Origin of the sequence: Sphingomonas sp. Leaf34 (genome assembly GCF_001421805.1) — a bacterium.
Taxonomy (GTDB): Bacteria; Pseudomonadota; Alphaproteobacteria; order Sphingomonadales; family Sphingomonadaceae; genus Sphingomonas.
The window spans coordinates 458,106-473,115 of sequence record NZ_LMLC01000002.1 but is presented as its reverse complement, the minus strand read 5'-3'; the positions used below and the strand labels follow the sequence as shown (position 1 = coordinate 473,115).

General features: G+C 65.1%; 12 protein-coding genes. 5 read left to right on the top strand and 7 right to left on the bottom strand.

What is annotated here, in order from left to right:
- Window positions 1-33 precede the first annotated feature (33 nt).
- The gene (locus tag ASF00_RS07415) at window positions 34-681 is read right to left on the bottom strand and encodes a hypothetical protein (protein ID WP_055876421.1); all 648 of its coding nucleotides are present in this window, start codon (window positions 679-681) and stop codon (window positions 34-36) included.
- 167 nt (window positions 682-848) lie between these two features.
- On the opposite strand from ASF00_RS07415, the gene ASF00_RS07410 reads away from it, so the two are divergent.
- The 4 genes from ASF00_RS07410 to ASF00_RS07395 all read left to right on the top strand — a co-directional run bounded on the left by ASF00_RS07410 (window position 849) and on the right by ASF00_RS07395 (window position 4,302).
- Complete coding sequence (locus tag ASF00_RS07410) at window positions 849-1,769, top strand: universal stress protein (RefSeq protein WP_235525666.1); 921 nt, start codon at window positions 849-851, stop codon at window positions 1,767-1,769.
- 118 nt (window positions 1,770-1,887) lie between these two features.
- Window positions 1,888-2,490: a LysE family translocator gene (locus ASF00_RS07405; RefSeq protein ID WP_162233563.1), complete on the top strand. Its 603-nt coding sequence runs from the start codon at window positions 1,888-1,890 to the stop codon at window positions 2,488-2,490.
- Window positions 2,491-2,612: 122 nt separating this feature from the next.
- Window positions 2,613-3,278, top strand: coding sequence for an NAD(P)H-dependent oxidoreductase (locus ASF00_RS07400; protein ID WP_055876412.1), 666 nt, complete (start codon window positions 2,613-2,615; stop codon window positions 3,276-3,278).
- Window positions 3,279-3,489: 211 nt separating this feature from the next.
- Complete coding sequence (locus ASF00_RS07395) at window positions 3,490-4,302, top strand: universal stress protein (protein ID WP_055876409.1); 813 nt, start codon at window positions 3,490-3,492, stop codon at window positions 4,300-4,302.
- A gap of 264 nt (window positions 4,303-4,566) precedes the next feature.
- Here ASF00_RS07395 and ASF00_RS07390 read toward each other — a convergent pair whose 3' ends face one another.
- Genes ASF00_RS07390 through ASF00_RS07380 form a run of 3 tightly spaced genes read right to left on the bottom strand, consistent with a single transcriptional unit; the run spans window position 4,567 to window position 10,438 of the window.
- Window positions 4,567-6,741, bottom strand: a complete 2,175-nt coding sequence (locus tag ASF00_RS07390) for a glycoside hydrolase domain-containing protein (protein ID WP_235525665.1) — start codon at window positions 6,739-6,741, stop codon at window positions 4,567-4,569.
- The gene (locus ASF00_RS07385; protein ID WP_414893363.1) at window positions 6,738-7,889 is read right to left on the bottom strand and encodes a YdcF family protein; all 1,152 of its coding nucleotides are present in this window, start codon (window positions 7,887-7,889) and stop codon (window positions 6,738-6,740) included. The genes ASF00_RS07390 and ASF00_RS07385 overlap by 4 nt, the downstream gene beginning before the upstream one ends.
- Window positions 7,886-10,438, bottom strand: coding sequence for a TonB-dependent receptor (locus ASF00_RS07380; protein ID WP_055876406.1), 2,553 nt, complete (start codon window positions 10,436-10,438; stop codon window positions 7,886-7,888). Before ASF00_RS07380 ends, ASF00_RS07385 begins: the two co-directional genes overlap by 4 nt.
- A gap of 385 nt (window positions 10,439-10,823) precedes the next feature.
- On the opposite strand from ASF00_RS07380, the gene ASF00_RS07375 reads away from it, so the two are divergent.
- Window positions 10,824-11,933 (top strand): ABC transporter ATP-binding protein, encoded by a 1,110-nt coding sequence (locus ASF00_RS07375; RefSeq protein ID WP_055876404.1) that lies wholly within the window; start codon window positions 10,824-10,826, stop codon window positions 11,931-11,933.
- On the opposite strand, the gene ASF00_RS07370 is transcribed toward ASF00_RS07375, so the two are convergent.
- Genes ASF00_RS07370 through ASF00_RS07360 form a run of 3 tightly spaced genes read right to left on the bottom strand, consistent with a single transcriptional unit; the run spans window position 11,894 to window position 14,888 of the window.
- A complete protein-coding gene (locus tag ASF00_RS07370; protein WP_055876401.1) occupies window positions 11,894-12,742 on the bottom strand; it encodes a carbohydrate ABC transporter permease in 849 nt (282 codons plus the stop codon). The two genes, ASF00_RS07375 and ASF00_RS07370, sit on opposite strands and share 40 nt — an antisense overlap.
- Entirely contained in the window at window positions 12,733-13,614 is an 882-nt protein-coding gene (locus ASF00_RS07365; protein ID WP_055876397.1) for a carbohydrate ABC transporter permease, read from the bottom strand. The genes ASF00_RS07370 and ASF00_RS07365 overlap by 10 nt, the downstream gene beginning before the upstream one ends.
- A complete protein-coding gene (locus ASF00_RS07360; RefSeq protein ID WP_162233562.1) occupies window positions 13,611-14,888 on the bottom strand; it encodes an extracellular solute-binding protein in 1,278 nt (425 codons plus the stop codon). Before ASF00_RS07360 ends, ASF00_RS07365 begins: the two co-directional genes overlap by 4 nt.
- Window positions 14,889-15,010: the final 122 nt, after the last annotated feature.

Genomic DNA, 15,010 nt, shown 5'->3' with positions numbered 1-15,010 from the left:
AGGTCATGCCACGCAGCGCTTTCCCCGTCCGACTCAGCGAGGTCCGTTGGCCTGAGACGACTTTTCCGGGTGCATGAAGAACGACAGACCGGCGCCGACCAGGAGTAGCGCTAGCGAAGCAAAGAACGGGATCGACCAGCTTCCCGTCATGTTTACCGCCGCGCCGAACACCAGCGGAGAGAGGATACCAGCTATCCCGAAGCCGAAATTCATCATGCCGCTGGCGGTGCCGGCATAGTACGGCACGATATCCATCGGGACGGCCCAGATCGGCGCCACCACAAGCTCGGAGAAGAAGAACGCGAGCGACAGGCATATTGCGACCGTGGTCAGATCATGGGTGAGGACAATGGGCACGAGGAACACGAACGCGCCGACCATCCCGACGATGATCAGGTTGCGCCGCGCTGCCTGCAGGCTGCCAGCCCTGCGGTAGATATAATCGCTCACCGCTGCGCCGACCCCGTCGCCGACGACGCCACCCAATAGCACGCCGCCCAAGAACGGCGCTGTATGTTTCAGGTCAAGCCCGAAATTCTTGAAAAGACACGCGATCAGTGGCAGCAGCTTGCGGCGCGTATAGGCAAGAAAGTTCGTTGAAACGTGATTTGCTACGCCGGCTCGTCTACGCGAACGAATCGTTCGCCATTCGCAGCCGGCATTTAGGCCGATCTGGATCATTCTCTGATTCAAACGGCGAATGTACTTACTAGACTATGACGCAGCAGCTTTTGTACCGTACACCCGTACACCCGTACACCCGTACACTCGGGTCTGGCCTCCTTTTTTATCACCACGACGGATCGTCTGGGTCGGCTGTCCGTCGCGCGACTGCGTTATCAGCCTCTATGATCGACGGCATCACTTTCCCGGACCTACGGGAATCTACGCAAGGCCACCGGCGCATTTGGCTGTCATTGCTGGTGCAAGGAGAAGTGATCATGCTCAAGAGCGTTCTGGCCGTCGTCGACAATGGCGATGTCGCTGCCCCCTTCCTCCGGACGGTCGCTCGGTTTGCGGAAGCGAGCGGCGCCCATCTGGAGGTCGCCGTTCTTACGCCGGCACCGATGACCTCCCCGGCTCTGGCCCCCTTCGGCGCGCTGTACGTGCCCGAGGTCGTCCTGATGGGCGACGATGCCGCCAACGTTGCGCAGGTGCAGGGCGCATTGCGGGATTTCGGCGCCGCCAGGGATGTCTTCGGCTTTCACGACGATGTGGCATGGCTCGCGGGAGATCTGCGGCGGAGCCGGCAGGTGGCGGATATCATCGTCTTGGGCGCGCTCGAAACATGGGCGACACCATGGCTGCGACGGCGTGTCGCGCAGACGCTGATCCGGGCGAGCGGTACACCGCTGCTGATCCTGCCCTTCGACGCCGACATCACCCGGGTTCATCGGGCGATACTCGGCTGGACGCCATCGCCCGAAGCCACACGCGCGCTGCACGCGCTGATTCAGCTGGCGGAACCCGACGCGGTCATCGATATCGTGACGGTCGGCGACAAGCTGCATCAATGCGAGCGAGAGAAGGATGCGCATGGCGAGGTGAAGCGGCATCTGTCCCGGCACGGCTTCACAGCGCAGGGGCACTGGATCGTCAACGCGGAGAAACCCCCCGCCGAAACGCTGACGCTCTATGCCAAGGAGCAGAACGCCGATCTGCTCGTGATCGGCGGGTTCGCGCATACGCGCGTCCGCGACATCGTGCTGGGGGGAGTAACCCGCGACTTCGTAGAGTCCAGCACGGTCCCCATCCTGATCGTGGGCTGAGCGAAATCCTGTCTCGCCAGGCCCCAAGTCTCGCGGACGAACACGTGCGATACGCGGTGGACGGTAGATCATGCATGACATCGCGCTGACGCTAGGCCCGATAGCGCTCCCGACGCTGTTGCGATTCACCGCCACGGCGCTGCTGATCGAACTGACGCCCGGGCCGAACATGGGCTATCTTGCCATCGTCGCCGCGCAGCGGGGACGATCCGCGGGACTGACAGTCATCGCCGGCGTGACGCTCGGCCTGGCATTCTATCTCGCGGCAACCGTTGCCGGAGTCGCGCAGGGCGCGCTCGACAACCGGTACGTCTACCAGACGTTGCGCTGGTCCGGCGTGGTCTACATGGTCTGGCTGGCGTGCGATGCGTGGCATCCAGCAACGATGACCGATATGCGCGCGCTGCCGTTGCGAAGAGCGCGGCTTTTCTTGCGCGGGCTGCTTGCCAACCTGTTAAATGTGAAGGCCGCGATTCTCTACGCCGTTCTCTTGCCGGGCTTCTTCGACGGTACGCGCGGCAGCTTGCCATTGCAGGCGTTGATCCTGGGATCAGTGCATCTCGTCATCGCCACCACGGTCCATTGCGGCATCGTCGCGCTCGCGTCACGGTCGCAGAGATTGGTTGAGAACCGCACCTCAGAATGGCTGGGCCGGAGTTACGCGGTCGCACTCTTGGCCGTGGCGGGTTGGCTCGCATGGAGCACGCGCGCGTCCGCTTGACCGCCAGCCCCGGGCAGCACGGCTGCGCGGGGCATCTGTATAACTACGCATATCTCGCGCCTGCGTCACGGGCGATGATGTGGCCGGCTCAATCATGCTGGGGCGTGACGAGGACTCCGACCATGAACACCGCTGTTCCCGAACTGCAGACCGCGCGAGCGACGCACCTCGTCATCGGCGCCAACCCGTCGTCCACAAGTTTCGACAGCGCGATCGTCGATGCCTATTCGGTCGCCGTCCGCGAGTGCGGTCACCAGGCGGTGGTCCGCGACCTCTATGCGCTGGGATTCGATCCGGTGCTGAAGGACGACGAGCGCCCCGGCCACGCCGGATGGGCGCCACGCGCCGACGTCGCCGAGGAACTGGGTCATGTCCGCGACGCCGACGTGATCGTGCTGGTATATCCGATCTGGTACGGCCTGCCGCCGGCGATCCTGAAAGGGTATATCGATCGCGTCCTCGGCGCGAACTACTCGTTCCGTGCGGTCCACGACCGGCGCGGACAGCCGGGACTGGCAGGTAAGCCGCTCCTGTCGTTCAGCACGTCGGGTCTGCCGCTCGACTGGCTGAGCGAGCGCGGGCAGGTGCTGTCTTTGCGCGAGATCCTCGATGTTTATCTGTGGCGGGGCTTCGGCATGAAGCAGAGCGAGCACGTCATGATCGAGTCCGTCGTGCCGAACATGAGCACCGCATACGCGACCGCACAACTCGATCGCGTCCGCCATACCGCTGCACGAACATGCGCCATGGTGGACGATAGCCTTCTCGTAGAGGTGGATGAGTCATGATGCGCGCGACGTCGGTGCGCGGGGGGCCTCCCCCACCGATCCGAACCTCGCCAAGCAAGGCTATCTCGGACGGCGCGACGCGGATGAGATCAAGCGGGCCGATGCGGCACCGTCCGTGCCGCCGCGGCCCCGGATATCTGGGACGCTGCGTCGATCGACCCTGGCTCGCGTCTCGTACCCATGCCACGCAACCCATGAAAGGAGACGACCGATGAAGACCATCCTTTCGCTGATCCACGACGATGAGGGCCAGGAGGCGCGCTATCAGGCCGCGCTGGATGTCGCCCGTGGGGTGGGTGGCCATCTCGCGTGTCTCGACCTGACCATCGTTCCCGAATATGTCGGCGACTATTCCGTACCAATGACGGCGGGTGGATTGCTTCTCGCCGAGGACACCGCGGTCGAGGCGGCGCATGCCAGCCGGATGCGTAGCAGGATCGAGCGCGAGGACGTGCCGTTCGACTGGACCAGCACGACCGGTTTCCTGTCGCAGACGCTGGAGGCGCGGGCTGGACTGATCGACCTCATCGTCGTCAGCACCGATCATACCGGGGCGTTTTTTGCACACATGACGCACGTTATCGGCGACCTTTTTGTCCATACCGGCAAGCCGGTTTTGGCGGTCCCACCCGCGAACTGCGGTTTCACGGCCCAGGGCCGCGCAGTGGTTGCGTGGGACGGCTCACAGGATGCCGAGGCGGCACTGTGTTCGGCGCTGCCGCTGCTTCGGATTGCCAAGTCGGTGACGCTGTTCCATGCCGATACCGGCGCGATGACGACCGACGTGGACGAGGCCGCACGCTACCTGTCACGTCACGGGATCAAGAGCACGGTCAAGAACGAACCGATCGGCCTCGAGCGAGTAAGCGAGGCGTTGGTGCGTGAGGTGGCGAGCGAAGGGTACGACTTCGTAGTCATGGGCGGCTTCGGTCATACCCGGACGATCGAGGCGATCTTCGGTGGGGCAACACGGACCATGCTGCTGAAATGCGACGTACCGATGCTGCTGGTCCACCGGCGCTAGCGGGTTGGCGGCCAAGGCAGTCCACGGAGAGCCCCCACGACGGCGGTCGTGGACGCTTTCGTCGTCGGGATTTGCGGGGGGACTATTTGCGTGCCCGACGTTGGGGAGCGGCGAAGGGGGCGCGGCGGTCGGGGTTTGGATCTTTGTCTGGCGTATCGTCGCAGGACCGATCGTCCATAAGTGCTGCCGGGGCCGCAAATCCCGAGCCGGGTGGTGGTAGGACATCCGGGATCACGGCAGCGCCGTTGATGTCGACGGATTCTGTCATCGAGTCGTGACTTTCAACGTCCCGCCGAGGAGCAGATCGGCATGCTGGACGCGAAAGTTCGGCAGGGACCGTCCGTTCAAGGTCGCGCGCGTCATCCTGCCGTGCGCCGGTCCGGCGCGCTGGATCGTCAGTTTATGGCCATTGCCGAGATCGATCGCGCTTTGCTTGAACGCCGGGGTCGTGACCACGTACCATGGTTCGCCCGGGACCAGCGGGTACAGGCCAAGCGTGGCGAACACGTACCATGCCGTCATTCCGCCGGCATCATCGTCCATCCCGTCGGCAAAGCCCTGCGGCGACAGCGCGAAGCTGCGACCGACGAACGGGACCGGCAGTTTGCCGTTGTTGGTATAGGGATGCGCGATCGGCGTGGTCAGGATCGTCCGCACGAGGTTCGCTGTGGCTTGCGGCTGGCCCAGCGCGGTGAACATCCACGGTACCTGGATGTCGGGCTCGTTAGTCATGTTGAACAGCCCGGCATCGAAGAAATGATGCAGTTCGCCGAGCAGCTGCTCGCGCCCGACCGTTGCGGTCATCCACGGCAGGTCGAAGATCGGCGCCCAGCGATATTGCCACAAAGTGCCCTGATACAGCCCACGCGCCTTGACCACGTCACCGTCCGCGCCCGGCGTCTGGAACACCGATCGCCACATCGGGCGGTAGTTTTGCGCCTTGGCGGTGAAGGTCCGCGCGATGTCGGTTCGGCCGAGGTCGCGCGCAAGTTCGGCGGTTGCCCAATCGTCATACGCTGCCTCGATCTGCTCGTCGGGCGTGCCACGGTGGAGCGTGTGGCTGTCCGCGGCCATCCCCGCCAGCGCAGCGTCCGCATCGAACGCAATGCCCTTGCGGTGCATGTCGAGCAGCGCGATCCCGGCATGCTCGGTGCGGACCGTCAGAAATGGCTCGTGCGGGGTCGACCATTGCGCCTTGCCGTCCGCGTAGAGCGCGACCAGCGACTGCGCGATATCGGCGCTGCGCTCGGGCTGGAGGAGGGCGAGCAACGGCATCTGTGAACGGTAATTGTCCCATAGCGACCAGTTGGCGTAGCGCGTCTGTCCGTCGGGTGAGGTCTGTACCACGCCCTTATTGTCGCGGTGGCGGTGATCGGGATCGTCGATCGCGACCGGGGTTTCCATGACGCGGTAAAGCGACGTGTAGAACAGCGAGCGCTGGTCTCGCGAGCCGCTCGGCGTCACACCGCCGAGGATGCGGTTCCAGGCTCTGCGCGTCTCGATCGCGACGGCGGCGAAAGGCTTGCTGCCGACTTCGGTGTCCCGAACCAATGCGGCCCCGCGTCCATCGACGGTCGACATGCCTGTGCGAATTTCGATCGCATCGCCCGCTTTGCCGGCGATTTGCAGCGTCGCCGCATCGTTCGCGCCGACAGTCAGAGTCCGGTGGATCGGCCGTCCGTTGACGAGGATCCGGCTGGCGGTGTGAAGATGATAGGCACCCTGGTCGCAAACCGTGCCCGCGACGAGGTCGGCGCGGAAGTCATCGCTCGCAAGGTTTGCCCAACGGGCTGCCAAGCGTTTCGAATAGCTGTGTCGCGGATCAATCCGCAGGTCGACGGTGCCGGCGCGGGGCAGGGTGAAGCGCAGCACGCCTGCACCCCGCGTCGCTGCCATCTCGGCATAGATGCCGCCGTCGTAGCGGACACGGTAGGTGCCGGCCCGCGCCGTCTCGCTGGATTTGTCGATCAGCGCCGGGCCGCTCTGCGCGGTATAGCGCAGCGAGATCATCAGGTCGCCACCCGCGCCGCTGCAGCCTACGCCGACGCCACGAGTGTGCGAAAAGCCGAGCAAGGTGGTCGCGGCATGGTCGTAGCCGGCGTGATTGGCGGGGCTGGTATCGGGGCCAAGCTGCATCATTCCGAACGGTGCGACTGCGGCGGGGGAGAGCTGGCCGAAATCGGCGAGCGTGCCGACGAACGGGTCGACAAGGTCTGCGGGTGTGTCCTGCGCGGGGGCAGCCGCGGGGGTAGCGAGCAGCGCGAGGAGCAGCGGATAGCTCAACCGCCGCGGCGACCGCCGGGGTACGCTGGGAACGGTCGGGGTGACGGCGCGCGATGCTTCGCTAAGCCCGTCCCCCGATCGGGCCCCGGCGTTTGCCGAGGCTAAACCGGCGATGTGGGGCATGCTGGACAGCGCGTGCGTCAGATATCGGCTCATGGGTCGAGAGGATCGCGCGGATCGTGGCGCAGCGATAGCCGGGACGGCTGAAATTCGAGATCATATACCGAAAGCCGCCGACCGACCGCACCCGGCAAATAGCCCAGCTCTTGGCGATTGCGGTCGGTAAAGGTCGGGCTTTCGATGTATTTGCTTTGCTCGGCGTCGGTCACGATTAGCGTCGATCGGTCGAGCGGGATGCCGAGCGCCACCATCCGGCGCGTCGCGTTACGCAGATTGGTGGTAGTGTGCCGCGCATATGGCTCTAGGATCACGCGGTTGGCGGGGATGCCATAGCGCTCAATCAGGGCACGGCGAATCTCGACTGCCTCGACGTACCGCGTACCGCGCGGATGTACGGCGCTGCCCGACACGAGGATGAACGGTGCGAGACCCTGACGATAGCGTTGTGCGGCAAGCAGCGCGTGGAGCTTGCTGCGCGGGCTGAGCGCGGTGCCGATGTCCTCCGGACCGACGCCGGGCACGATCAGCAGCGCATAGCGGAAGGCGTTCCAGTCGGTCCGGTGCGCCAGCGCGCGCGCACCTGCATTCTCGCGCTGGTCGAGCGGGTCGAACCGCGTTGCCGCCGTCGCGTCGTTCACATCCAGCAGCGCCACCGCCAGCCGTACGCTCGCGGCGATCGTCTCGGGCGGCGCATCGGACGCGGCGCGCGCAGTATTGATCGCGACCTTTACGCTGTCGGCGAAGAACGGCGTGTTCGTTGCGAAGACCGGACCGTCGATCTTCGGATAACGTCCCGGCAGCCCCAATCCGTAAACGCGCAGGACGACGTCCAGCGCCTCGAGCTCCTGGTCGACGCCCGCCGCCACCGACAGGTCCGCATTCGCCAGCGGGGCCTTCTTTCCCAGCCGCCCAACGGCTGCAGCGACCGCCGCCCGGTCTTGATCGGTCCATATCGTCGCCTCGACCACGCAGGCCGGGGCCTCGCCACACGCGGCAATCCGCGCCGCCCGCGCTCGCAAATCGAGCGCCGGCGACCGGCCGAGCGCGCCGAGCATCGGGAACAGCCGCTGCGACACGCCGTCGACGACGCTGTCCGCCACCGCCACCGGTACAGGCGCCTGTGCCCAAACCGGTACGGCGGCCGTCATCGCCAGCGCGGCAAGCGTTAAACGCAACGCCGTCACCAGGACTTGCTGACCACGAGGCGGACGTTGCGACCAAAGATCGGCCGGCCGTAGATCGCGTCGGCAGTGCCCTGGCCGCTCAACTGGTCGGTGCGCGTATTGCCCTCGGTCAGGCCCTTGGCGTTGAACAGGTTGTCGCCGACCACCTGCATCTGCCACGTGTCGTGCGTCAGCGTCATGCCCGCGCCGACCGTCTGGTAGGAGGGCAGGGCGGTATTGTTGAAGAAGTCGACATAGCGTTTGCCGGTATATTCGTAGCGGCCATAGAGCTGGACGGCATTGCCCGCGACGTCGAAGTCGACCGACGGACGGATATTGCCATAGACCTTGGGCTCGCGGACGATCTGGTTGCCCTCGACGTCGCCCGCACTCGCGCCGTTGGCGTTGACGAGGCTCTTATACTGCGGATCGCTGATCGTCAGCGCACCGGTCAACGCAAAGCCGTGCGGCAGCGCAAGGTTGCCGTCGATCTCGATGCCCTTGATCTCTGCCTTGCCGACGAACGGCACCGACTGGTCATTGCGGCCGGTGACCGGGTCGAGCGCGACGAACGAAGCATTGAGGGGATTGTAGCGCGTGTAGAAGCCGATCAAGTACAGATAGGACCGGCCGAACGCGGCCTTGAGGCCGACCTCGTATTGGTTCGCCTTCGAGGTGATGATCGTCGGGGCGATCTGGTACGTGACTTGCGTCGACGGTGGCGTTTCGAGATGCGAGGCGCGCGCATACGCACCGAGGTGCTGCGTGACGTCGTAGTTAATGCCGCCGGTCCAGTTGGTGATGCTCGGGCTCAGCTTGGCATTGATGATCTGCCCGGTGAACGCGCGCACCGCGTTGTCGGCGAGCGTGGACGGATCGCCGAGGTTGGCGGCGGTGGTCGCGAACGCATAGCCGTTGAAGCTGTAGCGCTCGTGGCGAACACCGCCGTCGAGGGTCAGGCCCTTTGTCAGTTCCCACGTGTCGTTCGCGTAGAGCGCGTACATCTTGGCATCGGTGTTGCCGCGGTTGAGCGTTGTCGTGTAGCGTAGAACGCCGTTGTCGGTGACCGAACCGACCGCCTGCCCCGCGGCGTTGTACGCGATCAGATCGAGCGTCCGCGGCTTGCCCTTCACCTCGAGCAGATAGTCCTGATACGCAACTTCGTTGGTCTCGCCGTAAAGGCTGCCATAGACGCCTATGCGCAGATCGTGCGTGCCCAAGCCGGTCGCGATCGAGCGCGTGACACTGAGGTCACCCTGCGTCGAATAATATTTCGAGACGACGTCGCGGAACTGGGCGGGGACGACCAGCCCGGACGCGGTGCCGGGGTCGTAGAGTTCGGCGCCGTTGGTGCCCGCGATCGCATAGCCTAGCCGGGTCACACCGGTGCCGAACGCCTTGCGCGCGTTATCGAGGTTGGTCGGGGTGCCGATCCCATTGCTGGTCGCGTTGGCATAGGCGTTGGCGTCCGACGGGTTGCTGGTCGAATACAGCGCGTCGAAATGGAGCTTGCCGATGCTGACGCCGCCCTTGGCTGCGACCTTCCAGCCATCGTAATCGGCGTCGTACTGGACGCCGACATTGCCGAACTGCGTGTGGCGACCATTGCCGAGATCGGCGGCGACGTTGCGCGTCGTGCCGTCGGCCTCGCGGAAGCGGATGTTCGCGTTGCGCAGCGCGGGCGAGTTCATCGTGCCGCTGAAGAAGTCGATATACCGGTTGAGCGACTTGGTTGGATCGCGCGGGTCGGCGGTCGGGATCGGCAGGTAGAACACGTTGTGGTCGTTCAGATAGTTACCCGACAGACGCAGCGAGCCGTTGCTGAAGTCGTGCTTGATGTTGGCGCGGATCTGGCCGCCGCGATCGTTCGGGAAGCCGTTGTCGCGGTAGCCGTCGTGACGGCGCAGGAACCCGCCAATCGCGTAATAGGTCGACTCGTCGATCGGACCCGCCTGATAGGCGTCGAGCCGGTAGAGGCCGGTGTCGCCGAGCGTGACCTGCGCCTTGCCACGCGTCACGTCGGTGCCTGACACGGTGATGTTGTTGACGATCGCCGCGGCATAGCTCGCATAGACCGGGGCAGGGCCGCCGCGCACGACCTCAACGCGCTGCATCATCAGGTCGAACCGGTTGATGCTGTCGCCGCGGAAAAAATTGCCGTCATTCTCATGGAACAGCGGCAGTCCGTCCTGCTGGAACGTGACCAGGCCGCCGTCGCTCGGCAGGCCGCGCAGACGGATAATGTTCTGGACCTCACCGCCGGTGTTCTCGACCGCGAACCCCGGCAGCTTGCCGAGCAGGTCGGCGAAGTTGATCGGCGCCAGCTTCTGGATGTCGGCATTGCTCAGCGAATTAACCGCGTAGGAGACGTCGAAACGGCGCTGCTGCCGGGCGGAACCGGTGACGATGATGTCGCCGCCGGTGTCCGATATCGCCACGTCGGGCGCGGTCGCGTCCGGGGCTGTCTCGATGGGCGGCGTCGCGGGGGCGGTCTGCGCCGATGTCGGCGACTGCGCCGCGATGCTCAGCGCGATAAAAGCGCAACCCGTGCGCAATCCAAATTTCGTCATTAAGTCGTCCCAGCCCTGTTCGATGAAGGGCCGTTGGACGCGCAAAGTGACAGTTTTATTAAGCGGATGAAATAACGCGATGAAGTAGTCGACCTAGTCGGTCGTGTAACGACGGGGGCGATCGCGGAGAACTGAACATAGGGTTTGCTGCGAAAACTGCTTCTGTAGCCATCCCCATTCCGCTTCGTAGCTTGCCGTGAGCGGTGCAGCAGTCGAGCGCGGCTTGGCCTATCTGACCAAATCTCCGGCTTTGGTACGGTGAGGGACGGGCGGAATGACCGCTTCCGGGTCTGCGCATCGCAAAAATCCGAGCGCTGTGGGTAGGATGACTTTGCCCGCAGTCGTGTCTGCCGTTACCCACGGGGCTGAGGCAAAAGGACATGCGGTGGCAAGCGTCGAAATCAGCGGACTGTTCAAGCGTTTCGGTGATACGACGGTGCTCCAGCCGACGGACCTGACGATCGAGGCGGGTGAGTTCGTCGTGCTTGTCGGGCCATCGGGGTGCGGCAAGTCGACGCTGTTGCGGATGATCGCCGGGCTTGAGATGCCGAGCGCGGGACGCGTGATGATCGACGGACGCGACGTGACGGACGCGGCGCCATCCGATCGTGGGCTGGCGATGGTGTTCCAGTCCTACGCGCTCTACCCGCATCTGACGGTCGCGGAGAATATCGCATTTCCGTTGAAGGTCGCGAAGATCGCCAGGCGCGAGGTCGCAGAGCGGGTCGCGGAGGTCGCGGCGATGCTCGATCTGTCGGACTTGCTCGACCGACGGCCGCGGGCCTTGTCGGGTGGTCAGCGCCAGCGCGTATCGATCGCCCGCGCTGTGGTGCGCCAGCCAAAAGTGCTGCTGCTCGACGAGCCTTTGTCGAACCTCGATGCCAATCTGCGCGCGCGCATGCGACACGAGTTCGCGCGGCTGCATCAGCAGCTTGGCGCAACGATGATCTACGTCACGCATGACCAGCTCGAGGCAATGACACTCGCCAACCGGATCGTCGTGATGAGCGAGGGGCGCGTCGAGCAGGTCGGTCCGCCGATCGAGGTGTACCGCCGGCCAGCGAGCCTGGCCGTCGCGGCGGCGATTGGATCGCCTGGCATGAACCTGCTACCGGCGACGGTCGCGGGGGTCGGCTCCGATGGTGCGACCGTCAGGCTGGCGGGGGGCGGGACGGTAAACACCGGCGCGATCGTCCCGGCGGGTGCGGTCGGCGCGGCGGTCACGCTCGGCGTTCGGCCTGAACATCTGCACGTGGATGATGCGGGGCCGTTCGTCGGCGCGGTCGAGCTGTTCGAGCGTCTCGGGCCGCTGTCGTTCGCGCATCTTGGGGCCCGGGGCGCGGCAAATACGATTGTCGCGCAGCTCCCCGGGGAGCGCTCGGTAACGTTGGGCGAAGTCCTACGCGTCGGCGTTGCGCCCAAGGACGCGCATGTGTTCGGCGCCGATGGCCGCGCCTATCCCTTCACGCTGCCGCCGAGCAATCCGGTCAGATAATAACGCTGCAACGCGAGGAAGAGCAGCAGCACTGGCATCGTCGTGACGACGGCCGCCGCCATCATCAGTTCGCCGTCCGCCGAATGCTCGCGCGCGATCGCCGCGACGGCGACGGGCAGCGTGTAGAGATGCTGGTCGGCCAGCACGATCAACGGCCACAGGAAGTCGTTCCACGAGCCCAGGAACAGGAACAGCGCCAGCGTCACGACGATCGGCGTCAGCAGCGGGAGCACGATCGTCACGAAAATCCGCGTTTCGCTGGCGCCGTCGATCCGCGCCGCGTCGATCATCTCGTCGGGGATCGCCAGCGTCGCCTGCCGCACGAACAGGATTGCGAAGATGCCCGCAAGGCTTGGCAAGATGACGCCTGCGTAGCTGTTGACGAGGCCGAGCTGCTTGAAGATCAGGAACAGCGGTAGCATCGCGACCTGGCCGGGTACGACCAGCGACGCGATCAGGATCTTCAGCAGCCGCTCGCGTCCGCGGAACCGCAGCTTGGCGAACGCGTAGCCGGCGGGGACCGTCAGCAGCAAGCCGAGCAGCGTCGAGATCGCGGCGATCGCGATGCTGTTGAACAGCGCGGGGACGATCCGGTAGTCGAACCACGCCCCGTCGATCAGCCGCCGGACGAGCAGCTCGTGGTAATTCTCCAACGACCAACGCGACGGCCAGAGCGGCGTCGGGAGGGTGCTCGATTCTCCACGGGGCATGAACGACACGATCACCATGTAGAGCAGCGGCGCGATCGTCAGTGCGGTCAGCAGCAGCACCGCCACATTGGCGAGGACCGCGCGAGGTTTCAAAGCCATTCGTAGCGCCTCCCAATCCGCGTCTGGATCATCGTCAGCGCCAGGATCATCAGGAACAGGACGAACGCGACCGCGCTGGCCTGGCCGAGGTTCCACCATTTGAAGCCCTCGTCGAACATGAAATACAGGATCGTCGTGGTGCTCTGGGCAGGGCCGCCGAGCGTCATGACATAGGGCTCGGCGAAGATCTGGAGGAAGCCAGCGACGCTCATCACCGCGGCGAGCAGCAACGTCGGACCGATCGCGGGGAGGGTGACGTGGCGAAAGCGGCTCCAGCGCCCGGCGCCGTCGAGCCGCGCCGCCTCCATCAGATCCTGCGGCACCGCGGACAGCGCAGCGGTGAAGACGATCATGTTGTAGCCGAAGATCTTCCAGGTGACGAAGATCAGGATCGCCGGGATCGAGGTGTGCGGGTCGCCCAACCAGTCGACCGGCGCGAGGCCGACCGTCGCGAGTACGCGGTTGATAAGCCCCGAGCGTTCGTTGAACAGGAACCGCCACACGACCGCGGTCGCGACGATGCTGGTGACGTAGGGCGCGAACAACAGCACGCGCCACAGCGGCTTCCACCGCACCGTCGCGTCGTTCAGCAGCATCGCGACGGCGAGCGACGTACCGATCGCCATCGGCACGCCGAGCAGCGCGAACAGGGCGGTGTTGGCCATCGCGCGACAGAACAGCGGTGTCGAAAACAGATCGACGAAATTGCCGAGCCCGACGAAGCGCAAATTCGCCCAGTCCGCGAGCGCGTAGATCGAGTAATCGGTGACCGACAGCGCCATCGCGAGCGTGGTCGGCAGAACGAAGACCAGCGCGATGATCGCGAGGACCGGCGCGGAGAAGAGCCAGGCGGTGCGTTCCTGACGCGTCATGCGAGCGTCCCTGCCTCGATGAGGGCGCGCCGCTTGGCAAGCAACTGGTCGACGCGCGTGTCCAGGCCTGCCAGCGCCTGCGGGATCGTCTGGACGCCTCGCACGACGCGCTCGGCGGCGAACTGGACCTCGAGCTTGATCCGCTCCCATTCGATCACTTTCGGCGCGGTGGCGGGAAACCGCATCTGCTCCTTGAACGGGGCGAGAATTGGCGCGCGGAGTTGCGGCGACGACCACGCGCTCAGGCGAGCCGGCAGATTGCCGATCAGGCGCTGGTAGCGGAGTTCGCTCACCGGCGAGCTGAGGTGGCGAACCAGCGCCCAGGCGTCCGCCGCGCGCGGCGTCGCGGCGGATACGCACAGGCTGGTGCTCAGCGCCGACACGGCGCCAAGACCGTGCGGGCCGGCGAGCCGCGCGGTTCCCCAACGCTCGGCGGGGAGCTCCGCGGCGCGACGGTGAAGGTCGAGCAACGTCGTCGGACCGGTCGGCCAGATCGCGAAATACCCCTGCGCAAAAGCCGCGACGGGGTCCTGTATTTCGGTCGAGAGCGCGATGGGTGCGAGCCTTTCGGCAAAGATCTGGGCGTAATAGGCGAATGCCGCCCGTGCTTCCGGCGTCGCAAAGTTCCCGCGCGTGTCATGGTCGCGCAGCATCGTCGTACCCGTTTGCATCAGCATCGTGATGAGCATGTCCGGCCAGTTGAGCAGAAGCATGAAGACGAAATCGTCGGGCCGCTGTCGCTTGATCGCGCGGCCCATGCGGAGCCAGCCGTCCCAATCGTCGGCGGGCGCGGCATAGCCCGCCTTGGCGAGAATATCGCGGCGGTAGAACTGAACCTGCGGTGCCACCGACCATGGCACTGCAAAGTCCCGGCCACTGACCTTGGTGGCATCCAACACACCGGGAAACATATCTGCGGTCAGCGTCGGGTAAGCGACCGGGGCGATCGCGCCGATCGTCGCGAACTCCTGGACCCAGCCGTTGTACAGCATCAGTACGTCGGGCATCGCGCCACCCGCCTGCGCCGTTAGCAGCTTTTCATGGCTCGCGGTCGCCGGGAGCGATTGGACATCGACCGCGATCCCCGTCGCAGCTGCAAATGCGGGCATCAGCATCGGCGAATAGTCGCCTTCGTAGCTCATCGCCCAAAATCTCAGCGGTTCGGGCTCGCGCCTGCCGCCGCAAGCCACCAGACCCAGCGTCGGCACGAGTCCCAATGCGGCTCTTCGCGTCCAGTCGTGTGCCTGCTCCCCCATCATCAGATCGTGGCGCATTGCGACCGTCCACGCCACCCCCTGTACAAACCAGTAACGCGCAGAATTTTGCGCTAGGTTAATAGCTTGGCGGGGTTTGCGCAGGTAGCCTCCTTGCTCAGTAACCGGCGGTTCGGTTAAGC